We start from the raw sequence: 18643 nt of genomic DNA, 5'->3' as shown, positions 1-18643 counted from the left end.
CGTACGCGGGGGTGTCATGTTGCCGTTATAATGCCGAACCCGCAAATTTGCGCACCCGATCACTGGAACATGCAATCTACCTATTCACCAAAAGACATCGAAGCCGCCGCCCAGCAACAGTGGGAGGCAGCGCAAGTATTCCGTGCCAAGGAAGACAGTCCCAAGCCGAAATACTATTGCCTGTCGATGTTCCCCTACCCTTCGGGCAAATTGCACATGGGCCATGTGCGCAACTACACCATCGGCGATGTGCTGAGCCGTTACCACCACATGAAGGGCTACAACGTGATGCAGCCCATGGGCTGGGACGCGTTCGGCCTGCCCGCCGAGAACGCCGCGATGGCCAACAACGTGCCGCCCGCTGCATGGACCTATTCCAACATCGAGTACATGAAGCAGCAACTGAAGTCGCTGGGCCTGGGTGTGGACTGGTCGCGCGAAGTCACTACTTGCAAGCCTGATTACTACCGCTGGGAACAATGGCTGTTCACGCGCCTGTTCAAGAAAGGCATCATTTACAAGAAGACTGCCGTCGTGAACTGGGACCCGGTGGACAACACCGTACTGGCCAACGAGCAAGTCATCGACGGTCGAGGCTGGCGCTCCGGCGCGCTGGTGGAAAAGCGCGACATCCCGATGTACTTCTTCCGCATCACGCAGTACGCAGACGAGTTGCTCAAAGACCTCGACACTCTTTCGGGCTGGCCGGAGCAGGTGAAGACCATGCAGGCCAACTGGATCGGCAAGAGCTACGGTGTGCGCTTCGCCTTCCCGTATGAACTAGACGGCAAGCAGGACAAGTTGTGGGTGTACACCACCCGTGCCGACACCATCATGGGCGTGACCTTCGTTGCTGTGGCAGCCGAACACCCGCTGGCGACCCGGGCAGCGCAGGGTAACCCCAGGCTTGCCGCGTTCATCGAGGAATGTAAACAGGGTGGCGTGGCCGAGGCCGACATCGCCACCATGGAAAAGAAGGGCATGGACACGGGTATCAAAGTCACCCATCCGCTGACTGGCGAGCAAGTGCCGGTGTGGGTCGGCAACTATGTGCTGATGGGCTACGGCGAAGGTGCCGTGATGGCCGTGCCGGCGCACGACGAGCGCGACTTCGGCTTCGCCAAGAAATATAACTTGCCAATCAAACAATCCATCGCAGTGAAGGATCAGACCTTCAGCGATGCCGCTTGGCAAGAGTGGTATGCCGACAAAGAGAATGGTGTGTGCGTGAATTCCGGCAAGTACGATGGCCTGAATCTCGAGAAAGCTGTTGATGCGATCGCCGCCGACCTCGCCGCCAAAGGTCTGGGCGAAAAGAAAGTGCAGTTCCGCCTGCGCGATTGGGGCATTTCGCGCCAGCGCTACTGGGGTTGCCCTATCCCCATCATCCATTGCCCGGCTTGCGGCGACGTGCCGGTGCCGGACGACCAGTTGCCGGTGAAACTGCCGGAGGATGTGGTGCCTGACGGCGCCGGCTCGCCGCTGGCCAAGATGCCGGAATTTTACGAATGCTCCTGCCCAAAGTGCGGAGGCAAGGCACGGCGCGAGACGGACACCATGGATACTTTCGTGGAATCGTCCTGGTACTACGCGCGCTACGCCAGCCCGCAATGCGATACCGGCATGGTAGATAAAGTGGCCGCGCAAAAATGGTTGCCGGTAGACCAATATATCGGCGGCATCGAACACGCGATCCTGCACTTGCTGTATGCGCGCTTCTTCCACAAGCTGATGCGCGACGAGGGACTGGTTCAGGGTGACGAACCTTTTAAAAATCTTCTCACGCAGGGCATGGTGGTCGCGCCGACCTTCTACCGCGAAGGCAGTGACGGCAAGAAACTATGGATCAATCCCGCGGACGTGGAAGTGGCGATGGACGCCAAAGCGCGCCCAATCGGCGCCAAGCTGATCGCCGACGGCCAGCCCGTCGTCATCGGCGGTACCGAGAAGATGTCGAAGTCAAAGAACAACGGCGTCGATCCGCAAGCCATCATAGACGCCTACGGAGCGGACACGGCTCGCGTGTTCATGATGTTCGCCGCCCCGCCCGACCAGCAACTGGAATGGTCGGATACCGGTGTGGAAGGTTCGTTTCGTTTCCTGAAACGTGTATGGAAGGCGGTCCACGATCATGTCGAGCAGGGTGTGGTTACGGCATACAGCGGCGGCGAACTGGGTGCGAACGCCAAGGCACTGCGCCTGCAATTGCATCAGGCTATCCAGAAGATCGACGACGACTACGGCCGCCGCAAAACTTTCAACACCGCCATCGCGGCGATCATGGAATTGCTCAATGCGTTGGGCAAATTTGACGAGAGTTCGTCTGTTGCACGCAATGTGGCGCAGGAAGTCCTGGAAAATGCAGTATTGCTGCTCTCGCCCATTGCTCCGCATATCGCGGAATCGCTGTGGAGCGAATTGCGTCCCGGCAGCAAGCTCACCGATCAAGCCTTCCCGCAAGCCGATCCCGGCGCGCTGGTGCAGAACGAGATCGAGCTGGTGATTCAGGTGAACGGCAAGCTGCGCGGGAGCTTGCGCGTAGCCAAGGATGCCGACAAAGCAACCATCGAACAACTTGCACTCGCACACGAAGCAGTTCAAAAGCAACTCGCGGGCGGCACGGTGAAGAAAGTCATCGTCGTGCCGGGTCGCCTGATCAATGTGGTGATCTGATGACCAACATGACGCGTCTCCTGATACTTGCCGCCGTTCTGTCACTTGCCGCTTGCGGCTTTCACGTGCGCGGCAGCAACCTCAAGGACATCACGTTCGCCTTCAAGTCGCTGTACCTGAAAGCGCCCGGCGAATCGCCTTTCGTCAAAGACTTGAGGCATGCATTGAAAGCCAACAAGATCAACATGGTCAGCTCCCCCGACAAGGCTGAACTGGTGCTGGAAGTCGTCTCCGAGCAATCCATTAGGCAGATCCTTTCACTGACAGGCGCGGGTCGCGTGCAGGAATATCAATTGTTCTACCGCGTTTCCTTGCGCGCTTACGACAGCGAACAAAACGACTGGCTGCCCACGGATGAAATTTCGCTTTCGCGCATCCTGGCCTGGGACGATACCCAGGTACTTTCCAAAGAGCAGGAAGCTGCGGGACTTTACAAAGACATGCGTAGCGATGCCGTAGGCCAGGCCATGCGACGCTTGAATCGTGCCAAACCCCCTACAGCTACGCCATGAGAATGATGTAATGAAAATCTCCTGCGAGGACCTGCCGCATCATTTGAGCAAAGGCCTGGGATCGCTGTATGTCATCCACGGCGAGGCGTTGCTGCTCTCTATTGAAGCGGCCGATGCCATCCGTTCTGTTGCGCGCGAAGCGGGCTATAGCGAACGCGAAACGCTGATCGCGGAACAGGGCTTCAAGTGGGCCGAGTTGCGCAACAGTGCGCAGAGCATGTCGCTGTTTTCTTCGCGCAAGGTGATCGACCTGCGCATCCCGTCCGGCAAGCCAGGCGTGGAAGGCGCCCAGGCGTTGCAGGATCATTGCCAGAACCTGAATCCGGACACGCTCACGCTGATCTCGCTGCCGCGCCTTGACGGTACCGCGATGAAAAGCAAATGGTTCACCGCGCTGGAACAGCACGGAACGGCGATCAGCGCAGACGAAGTATCGCTCGCCGCGCTGCCTGCATGGATATCCGCGCGCATGAAGCGGCAAGGGCAGTCCGCCGATGCCGACACGCTGGCATTCCTGGCACAGCGCGTGGAAGGCAATCTGCTCGCGGCATTCCAGGAGATCCAGAAACTCGCCCTGTTGTTCCCGACCGGGCCGCTTTCCTTCGATCAGGTAAAAGACTCGGTGATGGATGTCGCGCGCTACGATGTATTCAAATTGTCCGAGGCGATGCTTGCGGGCGATGCCGAGCGCTATGTTCGTATTCTGGACGGCTTGCGTGCGGAAGGTACTGCCACAGTGTTGATCCTGTGGGCTGTTGCGGAAGACATCCGAACGCTGGCGAAAGTCTCGCGTGCCCTGCAACAGAACGGCAACCTTTCCGGTGCGTTGCGGGATGCACGGGTCTGGGGCGTGCGGCAAAAGCTGGTGGAACGCGCGGTACGCCGGTTCACGCCGACCTTTGCCGAGCGCGCCTTGCGCCAGGCCGCGCAGGTCGACAAACTGGTAAAGGGCTTGCGTCAGGGCGATGTATGGGACGAACTGTTGCAACTCGGCGTGCGTTGCGCGCGTGCAGGCCAGCGATGAGCGAAGTTCTGCTGGTCATCACCAATTTGCCGGATCGCGCCTCCGCGGAACGCGTTGCCGAAGCGCTGGTCATACAGCGCGTTGCGGCTTGCGTTAATGTTCTGGCCGAATGTGCTTCCATATATCGATGGGAGGGCAAGCTCGAACACGCCAGCGAAGTACCGTTGCTCATCAAGACCACGCGAGCAGCCTATCCGAAGCTGGAAGATGCACTGCGAAAACTGCATCCATATGAACTTCCGGAAATCATTGCGTTGCCCGTCGACACGGGCTTGCCGGAATATTTGAACTGGGTCGTACAGGAAACTCAAACAGGGAACCAAGCATGATGCGCCGTTTATTATTGATCTTGTTGCTGTGTGCCGTGCCGATGGCCCATGCAGACTTCCTCTCGTTCGGCAGCAAGAAACCCAGTTTCCTGCCAGCCGACAAGGCATTTACACTGGAAGTGCATGCGACAGACCAGCATACGCTGATCGCCAGCTTCAACGTCACACCGAGCTACTACCTTTATCGTAACAAGACCGAATTCAGCATCCCCGGCAGCAAGACCAGGATAGTTCGCGTCGACATGCCCAAAGGTGAAATCAAGCACGACCCCAATTTCGGTATGCTCGAGGTCTATCACCAGTCCTTCCAGGCGGAGATCGCGCTGGAGAATGCGGATATCACAAAACCGCTGGTATTGAACGCGATCTATCAGGGGTGCAGCGACAACGGCTTGTGTTATCCGCCCATCGAAAAAACAATCAGTGTCGACCTGGCGCAAACGGTCAGCACAGCAGCTGCACCTTTGACACCCTTGTCGGTCGCTTCGGGCAACGAAACCTCTCAAATTGCCAAGCTGTTCAAGAACGGCAGCTTCTGGCTGATCGTGTCTTTCTTCTTCGGCGCAGGCCTGCTGCTCTCCCTCACGCCCTGTGTATTCCCGATGATCCCTATCCTGTCCGGCATCATCGTCGGCCGCGGACACAAGATCACCCATGTACATGCCTTCATCCTGTCCCTGGCTTATGTGCTGGGCATGGCGATCACCTATGCCATCGCGGGGGTGGCGGCAGGTTATTCCGGGAACCTGATCTCCAGCGCGCTGCAGACGCCCTGGGTGCTGGGCGGTTTCGCTGCAATATTCGTGCTGCTGTCGCTGGCCATGTTCGGCCTCTATGAATTGCAGTTGCCAACCGCGCTTCAAAGCAAACTATCCGACACCAGCAACAAGCTGCACGGCGGCCATCTCTCCGGCGTATTTGCGATGGGCGCGCTGTCGGCCGTCATCATGGGTCCCTGTGTTGCCGCTCCCCTGGCTGGCGCGTTGCTATATATAAGTCAGACCCACGATGCCGTTCTGGGTGGAACGGCCTTGTTCGTGCTGGCGTTGGGCATGGGTGCGCCGCTGCTGCTCATCGGCACTTCGGCCGGAGCATTGCTGCCCAAGGCAGGTGCGTGGATGGAAGCCGTGAAACGTTTCTTTGGCGTGATGATGCTGGCAATGGCGATCTGGATCGTTTCGTCCGTCATTCCGCTCAGCGTGCAAATGCTGTTATGGGCTGCGCTGCTGATCTTCTCGGCCATCTTCCTGCATGCGCTCGATCCATTGCCGCATACCGCGCTTGGCTGGCACAAGTTCGGCAAAGGCGTTGGTATTTTTGCCCTGTTGCTCGGTGTGGCCTTTCTGATCGGGGCATTGTCCGGGGCCCGCGATATCCTGCGCCCGCTCGGCAACATAGGCCGTGCTACTGCCGAAGCACCCGCCAACCTGCAATTCGACCGCATCAAGACCGGCGCGGACCTGGACGCCCGTATTGCACAAGCCAAGGGCAGGACGGTAATGCTGGATTTCTATGCCGACTGGTGCGTCTCGTGCAAGGAAATGGAGCGCCTGACCTTCAGCGACGCAGGTGTGCAATCCAAACTGAAGAATGCCGTACTGCTGCAAGCCGATGTCACCGCCAACGATGCCGCCGACAAGGCCCTGCTGCAACGATTCCAGATCTTTGGCCCACCCGCAACCTTGTTTTTTGCCGCGGATGGCAAGGAACAGGCCGATTTTCGTGTGACCGGCTATCAGGATGCACCGCAATTCCTGCAATCGCTGAAGGGGGCAGGTCTATAAACAAGCAGAGTTCAAGTTTAATATTCGGCTGGCAGTCTTTTTGCAGCAGCTTGTCTTTTGGAACCAAGCCGTGGCATTCGACTTTGTTTTGAACTCTACGGTCTGTTCTTGACCATTTCAGCTATCGCTCGGATGTCTACTTCTCCGATAACGTTTAATTCCCTGCCTACAGGCTGATTTTTCTCAATTCCCCCGAAAAGGTAGACAAACTCACCCATTTTCGGCAAACTTCGCTCCCCATGAAGAACATCCTGGTACTACACGGCCCCAATTTGAACCTGCTCGGCATGCGCGAGCCGGAGGTATATGGCCGTGTCACGTTGGACGAAATTAACGCCAAGTTGTCGGCACTAGCGCTGGCAAAGAGCGCAAAACTGTCCCATTTCCAGAGCAACGCAGAGTCGGCACTGGTGGACCGGGTGCAATTGGCGCGCACGGACGGTACGGACTTCATTATCATCAATCCGGCGGCGTACACACATACCAGCGTGGCAATACGCGATGCATTGGCAGCAGTTGCTATCCCGTTCGTCGAGGTGCATCTGTCCAACGTGTTTGCCCGCGAGGCGTTCCGTAAAGAATCTTATTTCTCCGACATCGCGGTCGGGGTTATCAGCGGTTTAGGGGCAACAGGCTATGAACTCGCATTGCAATTCGCACTACAACATTCTGTAAGGAGCTAAAAATGGATCTGCGCAAGCTGAAAACACTGATCGAACTGGTCGAAAACTCAGGCATCGCCGAGCTGGAACTGACAGAAGGTGAAGAACACGTGCGCATTTCGCGCTCCAGTTCCGTTGCAGCGCCCATGCAGCAATACTATGCTGCAGCTCCTCAGGCCGCTCCCGCTCCCGCCGCGGCACCCATCGCCGCAGCACCTGCCGCCCCGGCCGTACCGGAAGGCCATATAGTCAAATCGCCGATGGTTGGCAGCTTTTATCGTTCCCCGTCCCCCGGCGCCAATTCTTTCGTCGACATCGGCCAGAGCGTGAACGAAGGCGACACACTGTGCATCATCGAAGCGATGAAGCTGTTGAACGAGATCGAAGCCGACAAGGCTGGCGTGATCAAGGCCATCCTCGTGGAGAACGGCCAGGCCGTCGAGTTCGGTCAACCTCTGTTCATCATCGGTTAAAGCGCCATGGCCGTATTCGAACGCAAACCCCGAACTCCGGCACCACCGGAGAAGCCCGTCATGTTTGAGAAGATCCTCATTGCCAATCGCGGCGAGATCGCGCTACGCATCCAGCGCGCGTGCCGCGAGATGGGCATCAAGACCGTCGCCGTGCATTCCGAAGCGGATGCCGAAGCCAAGTATGTGAAACTGGCCGACGAATCCGTCTGTATCGGCCCCGCGCCCTCCAGCCAGAGCTATTTGCATGTCCCCGCCATCATCAGTGCGGCGGAAGTAACAGACGCTCAAGCCATCCACCCCGGATACGGCTTCTTGTCCGAGAACGCCGATTTTTCCGAGCGCGTTGAAAAATCAGGCTTCGTCTTCATCGGCCCGCGCGCCGAGACCATCCGCCTGATGGGCGACAAGATCTCCGCCAAGAATGCGATGAAGAAGGCGGGCGTACCTGTCGTGCCCGGCGTGGACGGTGCCCTGCCGGACGATCCGGCCGAAATCATGCGTATCGCCAGGTTCATCGGTTACCCGGTCATCATCAAGGCATCGGGCGGTGGCGGCGGGCGCGGCATGCGCGTGGTGCATACCGAAGCTGCACTGCTCAACGCGGTGACCATGACCAAGACCGAAGCGCAGGCTGCCTTCAACAATCCCATGGTTTACATGGAGAAGTTCCTGGAAAACCCGCGCCATATCGAGATCCAGATCCTGGCCGACCAGCACGGTAATGCCGTATATCTGGGCGAGCGCGACTGTTCAATGCAGCGCCGCCACCAGAAGATCATCGAGGAAGCACCGGCTCCGTTTCTCAACGCAAAATTACGCGACAAGATTGGCGAACGCTGTGCCGAGGCCTGCCGCAAGATCAATTATCGCGGCGCGGGCACGTTCGAATTCCTGTACGAAAACGATGAGTTCTATTTCATCGAGATGAACACCCGCGTGCAGGTGGAACATCCGGTCACCGAAATGATCACCGGCATCGACATTGTTCAGCAGCAGATTCGCATCGCCGCAGGCGAAAAGCTGCCGTTCCGCCAGAAAGACATCCAGTTCCGCGGCCATGCCGTGGAATGTCGCGTAAATGCCGAACATCCTTACACTTTCGTGCCCTCACCCGGACGCATCACCAACTGGCACGTGCCCGGCGGCCCCGGTATCCGCGTTGACTCGCATGTGTACAACAATTATTTCATCCCGCCGTATTACGATTCCATGATTGGCAAGATCATCGCTTACGGCGACACGCGCGACCAAGCCATCGCCCGTATGCGCACCGCCTTGTCCGAGATGGTGGTGGAAGGTATCAACACCAACATTCCGCTGCATCAGGAACTGATGAACGACGCGGCATTCGTGCGCGGCGCAACCAGCATCCACTACCTGGAACACAAGCTGGCAGAAAAAACGAAGGGCAAGTAAACGTGTCCTGGCTCACGCTGGCAGTGCGCGCCAAAGCCGATTACGCCGAAGCGCTGAGCGAGGCGCTGCTGGCACATGGCGCACTGTCGGTGGACATGCTGGATGCGGACGCCGACACACCGGATGAGCAGGCCATCTTCGGCGAACCTGGCGAACCCACTTCCGCGGTCTGGCAGCACAATCTGATCAACGCCCTGTTCGAGAACGATGCCGATGTCGCTGGCATCCTGCAAGCCTGTTGCACCGAACTCGGCATCGATGCTCTTCCCGAACATCACATCGAAACATTGGAAGAAAGCGACTGGGTGCGCTTGACCCAGGCGCAGTTCGATCCGATCCGCATTTCGCAACGTCTGTGGATCGTACCGACCTGGCACACGCCGACCGACCCCACAGCCATCAACATCGCGCTCGATCCCGGTCTCGCCTTCGGCACCGGCAGCCATCCCACCACAAGGCTATGTTTGCGCTGGCTGGACGAGAACATCAGGGGCGGCGAATCGGTTCTCGATTACGGCTGCGGTTCCGGCATCCTCGCCATCGCCGCCATGAAGCTGGGTGCAGGCAAGGCAATCGGCGTGGACGTGGACGAACAAGCCGTGCAGGCCAGCCGCGACAATGCACTGGCCAACCGGGTGCAGGCAAATTTCCAATTGCCGGATGGAGCAGCACTTTCCCAATACGACGTCGTCGTTGCAAATATCCTGACCAATCCGCTGCGCGCCCTGGCTCCGTTGCTGGCGGCAGCTACCAGGTCGGGCGGACGCATCGTTCTCTCCGGCATCCTCGCCGAACAGGCCGAAGGTGTGATGAGCATCTACGCACAATGGTTTGACCTTGTGCCCGCTGTGCTGGAAGATGGATGGTGTTGTTTGTCAGGTGTAAAGAAATGACAGAGATCACGCAATGTCCCCAATGCGGCACCCGTTTCAAAGTGACCGGGGCTCAACTCGATGCGCATGACGGGCTGGTACGTTGCGGACGTTGCCATGAAGTGTTCGATGCAAGCAAGCATCTCCACGACGACGAACCCAATCCCCAGCAGCTCAGCTTGCCCATCGAACCCGAGATTCCGGCGGTTGAGGCCGAAATTCCGACCATCGAGACCGATCTCGCACCCATTTTCGACGTGCCGGAACCGAAAGAAGAGCCAACCACCCTGGCGCAGCAAGTACAGTTCGTTGAAGAACTGACCGATGAAATACTGGAGATGCCGCCAAAAAAAACAAGCTGGACAGCCATCTTTGCGGGCTTTCTGCTGGCGTTGATCCTGCTGGCACAAGCGACCTATTACTTCCGCATCGAGATCGGCTCCAGCCTGCCCGGCCTAAAACCGCTGCTTGAGGACTACTGTGCACTGCTTCAATGCACGGTCGCTTTGCCCCAAAAGGCAGACCTGGTCAGTATCGAATCGTCCGAACTGGAGTCCGATCCCAACCTGAACAATATCGTCACGCTGCATGCCCTGATCCACAACCGCGCTCCGTATGCGCAAGCCTATCCCAGCCTGGAACTTACGCTTACCAGCGTGCAGGACCAGCCCATCGCCCGCCGTGTGTTTCATGCGGCGGATTACCTGAAAGCGGGCGACAACGAGAAGCAGGGGCTCCCTGCCAACCGTGACCTGGATATCAAACTGCACTTGGATACCACCGATCTTCAACCCTCCGGATATCGCTTGTTCCTTTTCTACCCGAAGTAAGACTTCCGGTATAATCCACCCGCCGTTCAAACCGACTGGGAGAGAGTGCCGATGCATGGCACCGCCGAAGGCGCAACACCCGTAACCGCTCAGGCTCATGAACCAATCGGAACAGGCAAATCTGGAGAGCGTCGTCGCATCAAGTTCGCTTAGCGAATCTTTTGCCCCCTCGCCCGCTTGCGGGAGAGGGTTGGGGTGAGGGAATGCAGTCGGCCACCGAAGGGGCACACGACGAAAGTTGTAATCTCTCAGGTAACAAGGACAGATGGGGCGAAGCAGCATATGCTGCTTCGCCTTTTTATTTTAGTTACGACTAACCTGAAGGTAAGTCTGCACTGAAGTAATTTAAGCAGGTATTTGCCGAAAGGCGGAAACTCGCAAACCTTGTTTTCTGAAAGCGAATGATGACCACACTTAAACAAACTCCTCTCAATGCAGCTCACCGTGCCATGGGCGCCAAGATGGTGGATTTCGGCGGCTGGGACATGCCGGTCAATTACGGCTCGCAGATCGACGAACACCACCTGGTACGCAACGACTGCGGCATGTTCGACGTCTCGCACATGCGCGTGGTCGACATGAAGGGCGCCGGGGTACGCACATTCCTGCGTTACTTGCTGGCCAACAACGTGGATAAATTGACCATGCCGGGCAAGGCGCTGTATTCGGCCATGTTGCGCCCGGACGGCCATGTGATCGACGACCTGATCGTCTACTTCATGACGGAAGAATGGTTCCGCATCGTGGTCAACGCAGGTACCGCCGACAAGGACATCGCGTGGATGAAGGCGCAAGCCGCTGCTCATGCGCCCACACTGGACATCGCCGACCATCCCGAACTGGCGATGATCGCCGTGCAAGGGCCGAATGCCCGCGCGAAAGTATGGGAAGCGCTACCCGGCAGCAAGGAATTGAGCTCACATCTTGTTCCTTTCAGCGCAGTGGAAATGGGCACGATGTTCATCGCGCGCACCGGTTACACCGGCGAAGACGGTTTCGAGATCATGCTTCCTGCCAAGGCTGCGCCTTTCTTCTGGAAGACGCTTGCGGAAAAAGGCGTCAAACCCATCGGCCTCGGTGCGCGCGACACGCTGCGCCTCGAAGCAGGCATGAATCTCTACGGCCAGGACATGGACGAGACGGTCGGCCCGCTGGAATCGGGTCTGGCATGGACGGTGGACCTGAAGAGCGAGCGCGATTTCATCGGCAAGGCTGCGTTGCAGGCAAATCCCCCGGGCAACAAACTGGTCGGACTGCTACTCCTGGATCGCGGCGTGTTGCGTGGTCACCAAAAGGTAAAGACTGTACACGGCGAAGGCGAGATCACCAGCGGCAGTTTCTCGCCCACACTGGAAAAGTCCATCGCCCTGGCGCGCGTGCCGAACGGTGTGCAGGTCGGCGATACCGTACAAGTCGAAATACGCGACAAGTTGTTGAACGCAAAAGTTGTGAAGTACCCGTTTGCCCGCAACGGCAAGGGTTTGATTTAAAGAGGTAGAGATAGGTCGGGTTAGCGGTTTCTTTGCGTAACCCGACAGTGCAATGTCGGGTTACGGCTTCGCCTAACCCGACCTACGAATTAACTGTTAATCATCTGGAGAACAAGAATGAGCAATCCATCCAACCTGAAATACACCGCTTCCCACGAGTGGGTCAAAACCGAAGCCGACGGTACCATCACGGTCGGCATTACCGAACACGCTCAGGAACTGCTGGGCGACATGGTATTCGTTGAAGCGCCGGTCGCCGGCCGCAAGCTGAAAGCCAAGGAAGAGTGCGCCGTGGTTGAATCGGTGAAGGCGGCGGCCGACGTGTATGCACCCGTATCCGGCACGGTGACTGCCGCAAACGGCGATCTGGATGGAGCACCCGAGAACATCAACAGCGACCCGTACGGTGCATGGATCTTCAAGATGAAGCCCGATAACGCGGCGGATGTCGCAGCCTTGCTCGACGCTGCCGCTTATCAGGCTGTCGTCGATAGCGAAGCGCATTAAGGCAGGATTTAGGAACTGGGATTTTGGATTTGGAAAACCAATTCTTCGATCCTCGTTCCGAATTCTCGCCATCCTTGCCAAATCCTAAATCCCAGATCCCAGATCCCAGATCCTAAATCCTATGTCAGATCAATTTGTAAATCGCCACAACGGCCCAAGCGCGCAAGACGTTCAGTCCATGCTGAACAAGATCAATGCGCCCTCACTCGACGCGCTGATCGACCAGACCGTGCCTGCCGCCATCCGCCTGAAGAAGCCGCTGAACCTGCCGGAAGGCATGAGCGAGTACGCTTTCCTGCAGCATCTGCGCGGCATCGCGTCGAAAAACAAGTTGTACAAAAGTTACATCGGCCTGGGTTATCACGACACCGTCGTGCCGCCGGTGATCCAGCGCAATGTGCTGGAAAATCCCGGCTGGTACACCGCCTACACGCCTTACCAGGCAGAAATCGCGCAAGGTCGTCTGGAAGCGCTGTTGAATTTCCAGACCATGATTGTAGATCTGACCGGTATGGAGATCGCAAATGCATCTCTGCTGGACGAAGCAACCGCAGCTGCCGAAGCGATGACCATGCTGCACGGCCTGCGCTCGCGCGAAGCCGCCGAGCAGGGCAAGAACAGTTTCTTCGTGTCGAACGAGTGCTATCCGCAAACTATTGAGTTATTGAAAACTCGCGCCAAGCCGCTCGGTATCGATCTGGTGATCGGCGATTTCAGGAGCGTGACGCTGAACGACAAGCTGTACGGCGCATTGCTGCAATACCCGACAGCCGATGGTACGGTGCACGACTATTCCGATTTCGTGAAGCGCGCCAAGGAACACGGCATGACCGTCGCCGTTGCTGCCGATATCCTGAGTCTGGTGCTGCTCACGCCGCCGGGTGAATGGGGCGCCGATGTCGTGCTGGGTTCGACACAGCGTTTCGGTGTGCCTATGGGCTACGGCGGACCACACGCCGCTTATTTCGCTTGCCATGATGCACACAGGCGCTCGATGCCGGGTCGTATCATCGGCGTGTCGGTGGATGCCGACGGCAACCCAGCCCTGCGCATGGCGCTGCAGACTCGCGAACAGCATATCCGCCGCGAGAAGGCCACTTCGAACATCTGCACCGCACAGGCATTGCTGGCGATCATGGCCAGCATGTACGCGGTGTATCACGGTGCAGACGGCCTGCGCGGCATCGCCGCACAAGTGCATCGCTCCGCCGCGGCACTGGCAGATGAGTTGAAGAAGCTGGGTTATACATTGTCTGAGGGCATATTCTTCGACACGCTGAAGCTCATGCATACCGACAATGTGAAGGTGCATGCATTAGCCGACGCGGCACAGATCAACTTCCGTTATACCGGCGACGGGCTGAGCATCTCGCTCGACCAGACCACCTCGGTCGAAGATATCAATGCCATCCTCGCCGTGTTCGCACAAGCGGCTGGCAAGACTGCACCGGCGCTCACTGCTGCACAGGTCAACGCACAGGCACTGCTCGTGAAGCCCCGACTATCGGCCATCCTGAGCCATCCGGTGTTCAGCAGCTATCACTCCGAAACCGAGATGATGCGCTACATCAAGCGGCTGGAGAACAAGGATCTGTCGCTCACTTATTCGATGATCTCGCTGGGTTCCTGCACCATGAAACTGAACGCGGCATCCGAGATGCTGGCGCTGACCTGGCCCGCGTTCGCCAACCTGCACCCCTTCGTGCCGCTGGAGCAGGCAGAAGGCTATCAGGAAGTGATTGCCGGCCTGGATGCGGCATTGTCCGAGATCACCGGCTTCGCGCAGATGAGCTTCCAGCCCAACTCCGGCGCGGCGGGCGAATATACTGGCCTGCTGGTGATCCAGGCTTATCACCGTTCGCGCGGCGAAGACCGGCGCAACGTGGTGCTGATCCCCTCCTCGGCGCACGGCACCAACCCGGCGAGCGCGGCGATGTGCGGTCTGCACATCGTGGTGGTCAAGTGCGACAGCAAGGGCAACATCGATGTGGACGACCTGCGCGCCAAGGCGGAAGAGCACAAGGCCGACTTGTCCTGCCTGATGGTGACCTACCCCAGCACGCACGGCGTGTATGAGGAAAGCATCAAGGACATCACCGCGATCATCCACGCCAACGGCGGTCAGGTGTACATGGACGGTGCCAACATGAATGCCCAGGTCGGCCTCACCAGCCCCGGCAACATCGGCGCGGACGTGTGCCACCTCAACCTGCACAAGACCTTCGCGATCCCGCACGGCGGCGGCGGACCGGGCGCGGGCCCCATCGGCGTGGCGGAACATCTCACTCCGTTCCTGCCGTCGCACCCGGTGGTCAAGGTCGGTGGCGCGCAGGGCATCCATGCGGTATCCGCTGCGCCCTACGGCAGCGCGCTGATCCTGCTGATCTCCTACGGCTACATCAAGATGATGGGCGGTTCGGGCCTCACCGAGGCAACCCGGATGGCAATCCTCAATGCCAACTACATCAAGGAGTCGCTGAAAGATCATTACGCCACGCTATACAGCGGCGCGAACGGCCGCTGCGCGCACGAGATGATCCTCGACTGCCGCGAATGGAAGAAGGAAGGCGTGGAGGTGACGGACATTGCCAAACGCTTGATGGATTTTGGCTTCCACGCACCGACCACGTCCTTCCCGGTAGTCGACACACTGATGGTCGAACCGACCGAGAGCGAATCGAAGGCCGAGCTGGACCGTTTCTGTGCGGCGATGATCGCCATTCGCGGCGAGATCGATGAAGTGCTTTCCGGCAAGGCAGACAAAAAGGACAATGTACTCAAGCATGCGCCGCATACCGCGAAAGCCGTGGTGGCGAATGAGTGGAAGCGTCCCTATTCGCGCGAACAGGCGGCATTCCCCCTGCCATGGGTGCGGGATAACAAATTTTGGCCGAGCGTGGCGCGGGTGGATAATGTCTACGGCGACAAGAATCTGGTTTGCGCTTGCCCGCCGATATCTAGCTACATCTGATTGCCCCGTCATTCCGGCCTTCGCCGGAATGACGGAAACTCTAGGAGACACATCATGGCCAAAGAAAAAAATGAAAAGCCCGCCACCACCCTCGGCGGTGCGCCCGTCACTCTGTTCGGCACCTTCCCGCTCGTCGGGCAGACAGCGCCCGACTTCACCCTCGTCGACAAGGACCTGAAGGATGTCTCGCTGCAAAGCTTCGCGGGCAAGCGCAAGGTGCTCAACATCGTGCCGAGCCTGGACACCGCGGTATGCGCCACCTCCACGCGCAAGTTCAACGAAGCCGCCGGCAAGCTGAACAACACCGTGGTGCTGGTGATCTCCGCCGACCTGCCCTTCGCGATGAGCCGTTTCTGCGTCGCGGAAGGTTTGCAGAACGTTGTCACTTTGTCACTGATGCGCGGACGCGATTTCATGCGCAACTACGGCGTGAAAATCGCCGATACGGCTTTGTCAGGCGTGACTGCACGTGCCGTGCTGGTGCTGGATGACAAGGACCACATCATCCACGCCGAACTGGTGGACGACATCACCCACGAACCGGATTACGACGCGGCGCTGGCTGCGCTGGACAAGAGCAATCCGGTTGTGGCTCCCTGACTTTTCCGCCATCCGACAAAACGCCATGGGTCGTTCCATGGCGTTTGTCTTTCAAGTCTGCCGACGGGAGAATCCGCGCAGCGTGATGCCACCCGATATGGCCCTGTTATAATCCGTGCCTCCCAACCAATTTTATGTAACGACATGAAGACTCTGATCTGCGGTTCGATGGCATACGACACCATCATGGTGTTCAAGGACCATTTCAAGAAACATATCCTTCCCGAGCAGATTCACATCCTTAACGTCGCATTCCTGGTGCCGGAGATGCGCCGCGAGTACGGCGGCTGCGCCGGCAACATCGCCTACAACCTGCAACTGCTGGGCGGGCACCCGCTGATCATGGCGACGGTGGGCGACGACTTTGCACCCTACACGCAGCGCCTGGAAAACCTCGGCCTGGCGCAGACGCATATCCGCCACGTGCCCGGCAATTTCACCGGGCAGGCTTTCATCACCACGGACCTCGACGACAACCAGATCACCGCGTTCCATCCGGGCGCGATGAGCATGTCGCACCTCAACCACGTCAACGATGCGAGGGAAGTCACGCTGGGTATCGTCTCGCCGGACGGCCGCGACGGCATGATCAACCATGCGCGCGAATTCGCCGAAGCCGGCATCCCCTTCGTGTTCGATCCCGGACAGGGCATGCCGATGTTCTCGGGGAATGAATTGCTGGATTTCATCGAGCAGGCCAACTACGTCACCGTGAACGATTACGAAGCCAAGATGCTGCAGGACAAGACCGGCAAGACGCTGGCCGATATCGCGCAACGTGTCACCGCATTGATCGTCACGCTTGGCGCCGACGGCTCGCTGATCTATGCCGACGGCAAACAGATCGCCATCCCCACGCCGAAGCCGAAAGCCGTCGTCGACCCGACCGGCTGCGGCGATGCCTATCGCGCCGGCCTGCTGCACGGCATCCAGCAAGGCTGGGATTGGGAAACCACGGGGCGCCTGGCGTCGCTGATGGGTTCGCTCAAGATCGCCAGCCGCGGCGGCCAGAACCACAAATACACCCGCGCAGAGCTGGCGGAACTGTACAAGCAGCATTTCGGATCCCGCATCAAGTTGTAAGCCCGTTGACAGTCATGCCTGTCGGCCGGGCATGACAAGAAAAGGAGGCAACATGAAGATCCCACGCATGACCGTCATCACCCTGGGCGTGTCGGACCTCCCCCGTTCCACTGCTTTCTATCGCGATATCTTCTCCACCCCGCCCATCACGCAGTATGAAGGCGTCACTTTCATTCCGCTGCCAGGCGTTTGGCTCTCGCTCTACCCGCTGGATAAACTCGCCGAAGACATTGGAGAAGAAGTGAAGCTCCCTGCGCCCGGCTCGTTCCGCGGCTTTACACTTGCCTATAACGCACGCAGCAAGGAAGAGATCGCCCGCATCTTCGGCCTTGCAGCGACAGCCGGTGCACACATCTCCAAAGTGCCGCAGGATACTTTCTGGGGCGGTTACAGCGGTTACTTTACCGATCCTGACGGGCATTACTGGGAAATCGCCTGGGGATCGATGTTCGACTTTGACGAGCACGGTGACCTGCGATTCAAACCGTGATCCAGAAACTGGCCTCCCATATCGCGGCTTCCATCCGCGATGCCACGCACCTTTCATTTGAATTGAGAAATGCCACGCCGGTTGGCGGAGGCAGTATCAATCAATCCTTCCGGCTGGAAGGTACGGACGGGAGGCGATACTTTCTCAAGGTCAACGATGCGCGGCATCACCCGATGTTCGTCGCGGAAGCGGCCGGCCTCGATGCCATCGCCGCAACCGGCATGCTGCGCGTGCCGCGAACCATCGCGCATGGCATTGCCGACGACCAGAGCTACCTCGCGCTCGAATACCTGGAATTGTGCTCGCGCGGCAACGCACATTTGCTCGGCGAGCGCCTCGCCGCCTTGCATCGCTGCACGGTTGATCAGTTTGGCTTTGACGGGGACAATTTCATCGGTACCATATTGCAGCCGAATGCCCGGACGAATGACTGGATCGGGTTCTGGCGCCAGCACCGCCTCGGCTTTCAATTACGGCTTGCGGCCAGGAATGGTTACGGCGACCGATTGCAGAATCTGGGCGAGAAACTGATGGACGCTCTGCCCGCCTTCTTCGCGGGCTACACGCCGCAACCTTCGCTGCTGCACGGTGACTTGTGGGGCGGCAACCACGCGTTCCTTGCCGACGGTGCGCCGGCGATCTTTGACCCGGCTACCTATTACGGCGACCGCGAATGCGACATCGCAATGACGGAACTCTTCGGCGGCTACCCCGCGAACTTCTACGCTGCTTATCGCAGCGCCTGGCCGCTGGATCCGGGCTATGCAACGCGCCGCGACCTGTACAACCTTTACCATATTCTCAACCACGCCAATCTGTTCGGCGGTGGTTATGCAACGCAGGCGGCGCAAATGATGCAAAGGTTGCTGGATGAGCATGGCTAATAATATCGTTTGCTATTCTCGCCGATATGCCCCATAGTGCGGG

The 18643-nt window shown here is 58.5% G+C and carries 17 protein-coding genes and 2 riboswitches; all 17 genes read left to right on the top strand.

Annotation, left to right across the window (positions count from 1 at the left end):
- Positions 1-69: 69 nt before the first annotated feature.
- Positions 70-2673 (top strand): leucine--tRNA ligase, encoded by a 2604-nt coding sequence (gene leuS / locus QOY30_RS00535; RefSeq protein WP_283742693.1) that lies wholly within the window; start codon positions 70-72, stop codon positions 2671-2673.
- Between the two features lie 8 nt (positions 2674-2681).
- Positions 2682-3185 carry an LPS-assembly lipoprotein LptE gene (locus QOY30_RS00530; RefSeq protein ID WP_283742692.1) on the top strand — a complete coding sequence of 168 codons (504 nt, stop codon included), beginning with the start codon at positions 2682-2684 and terminating at the stop codon, positions 3183-3185.
- 10 nt (positions 3186-3195) lie between these two features.
- Entirely contained in the window at positions 3196-4209 is a 1014-nt protein-coding gene (holA, locus tag QOY30_RS00525; RefSeq protein ID WP_283742691.1) for a DNA polymerase III subunit delta, read from the top strand.
- A complete protein-coding gene (cutA, locus tag QOY30_RS00520) occupies positions 4206-4538 on the top strand; it encodes a divalent-cation tolerance protein CutA (RefSeq protein ID WP_283742690.1) in 333 nt (110 codons plus the stop codon). Before holA ends, cutA begins: the two co-directional genes overlap by 4 nt.
- Complete coding sequence (gene dsbD, locus QOY30_RS00515; RefSeq protein WP_283742689.1) at positions 4535-6322, top strand: protein-disulfide reductase DsbD; 1788 nt, start codon at positions 4535-4537, stop codon at positions 6320-6322. The genes cutA and dsbD overlap by 4 nt, the downstream gene beginning before the upstream one ends.
- Positions 6323-6561: 239 nt before the next feature.
- A complete protein-coding gene (gene aroQ / locus QOY30_RS00510) occupies positions 6562-7005 on the top strand; it encodes a type II 3-dehydroquinate dehydratase (RefSeq protein ID WP_283742688.1) in 444 nt (147 codons plus the stop codon).
- Positions 7006-7007: 2 nt separating this feature from the next.
- Entirely contained in the window at positions 7008-7457 is a 450-nt protein-coding gene (gene accB / locus QOY30_RS00505) for an acetyl-CoA carboxylase biotin carboxyl carrier protein (protein WP_283742687.1), read from the top strand.
- A gap of 60 nt (positions 7458-7517) precedes the next feature.
- A complete protein-coding gene (gene accC, locus QOY30_RS00500; RefSeq protein WP_283742686.1) occupies positions 7518-8873 on the top strand; it encodes an acetyl-CoA carboxylase biotin carboxylase subunit in 1356 nt (451 codons plus the stop codon).
- A gap of 2 nt (positions 8874-8875) precedes the next feature.
- Positions 8876-9766: a 50S ribosomal protein L11 methyltransferase gene (gene prmA, locus QOY30_RS00495; protein WP_283742685.1), complete on the top strand. Its 891-nt coding sequence runs from the start codon at positions 8876-8878 to the stop codon at positions 9764-9766.
- The gene (locus QOY30_RS00490) at positions 9763-10575 is read left to right on the top strand and encodes a DUF3426 domain-containing protein (protein WP_283742684.1); all 813 of its coding nucleotides are present in this window, start codon (positions 9763-9765) and stop codon (positions 10573-10575) included. The genes prmA and QOY30_RS00490 overlap by 4 nt, the downstream gene beginning before the upstream one ends.
- Positions 10576-10601: 26 nt before the next feature.
- A riboswitch (glycine riboswitch) is annotated at positions 10602-10690 on the top strand.
- Positions 10691-10745: 55 nt separating this feature from the next.
- Positions 10746-10850, top strand: a riboswitch (glycine riboswitch).
- Positions 10851-10979: 129 nt separating this feature from the next.
- Entirely contained in the window at positions 10980-12065 is a 1086-nt protein-coding gene (gcvT, locus tag QOY30_RS00485) for a glycine cleavage system aminomethyltransferase GcvT (RefSeq protein ID WP_283745997.1), read from the top strand.
- Positions 12066-12182: 117 nt separating this feature from the next.
- A complete protein-coding gene (gene gcvH / locus QOY30_RS00480) occupies positions 12183-12572 on the top strand; it encodes a glycine cleavage system protein GcvH (RefSeq protein WP_283742683.1) in 390 nt (129 codons plus the stop codon).
- A gap of 121 nt (positions 12573-12693) precedes the next feature.
- Positions 12694-15543 carry an aminomethyl-transferring glycine dehydrogenase gene (gcvP, locus tag QOY30_RS00475; RefSeq protein ID WP_283742682.1) on the top strand — a complete coding sequence of 950 codons (2850 nt, stop codon included), beginning with the start codon at positions 12694-12696 and terminating at the stop codon, positions 15541-15543.
- A gap of 54 nt (positions 15544-15597) precedes the next feature.
- Positions 15598-16143, top strand: coding sequence for a thiol peroxidase (tpx, locus tag QOY30_RS00470; RefSeq protein WP_283742681.1), 546 nt, complete (start codon positions 15598-15600; stop codon positions 16141-16143).
- Positions 16144-16287: 144 nt separating this feature from the next.
- Complete coding sequence (locus QOY30_RS00465; protein WP_283742680.1) at positions 16288-17226, top strand: carbohydrate kinase family protein; 939 nt, start codon at positions 16288-16290, stop codon at positions 17224-17226.
- 52 nt (positions 17227-17278) lie between these two features.
- On the top strand, positions 17279-17716 hold the full coding sequence (locus tag QOY30_RS00460; RefSeq protein WP_283742679.1) for a VOC family protein: 438 nt from the start codon (positions 17279-17281) through the stop codon (positions 17714-17716).
- Positions 17713-18600 carry a fructosamine kinase family protein gene (locus QOY30_RS00455; protein ID WP_283742678.1) on the top strand — a complete coding sequence of 296 codons (888 nt, stop codon included), beginning with the start codon at positions 17713-17715 and terminating at the stop codon, positions 18598-18600. Before QOY30_RS00460 ends, QOY30_RS00455 begins: the two co-directional genes overlap by 4 nt.
- Positions 18601-18643: the final 43 nt, after the last annotated feature.

It is taken from the genome of Sideroxydans sp. CL21 (assembly GCF_902459525.1).
Classification (GTDB): Bacteria; Pseudomonadota; Gammaproteobacteria; order Burkholderiales; family Gallionellaceae; genus Sideroxyarcus.
Note: the sequence above shows the minus strand (reverse complement) of the source record. Positions and strands in the feature narration are given on the sequence as shown.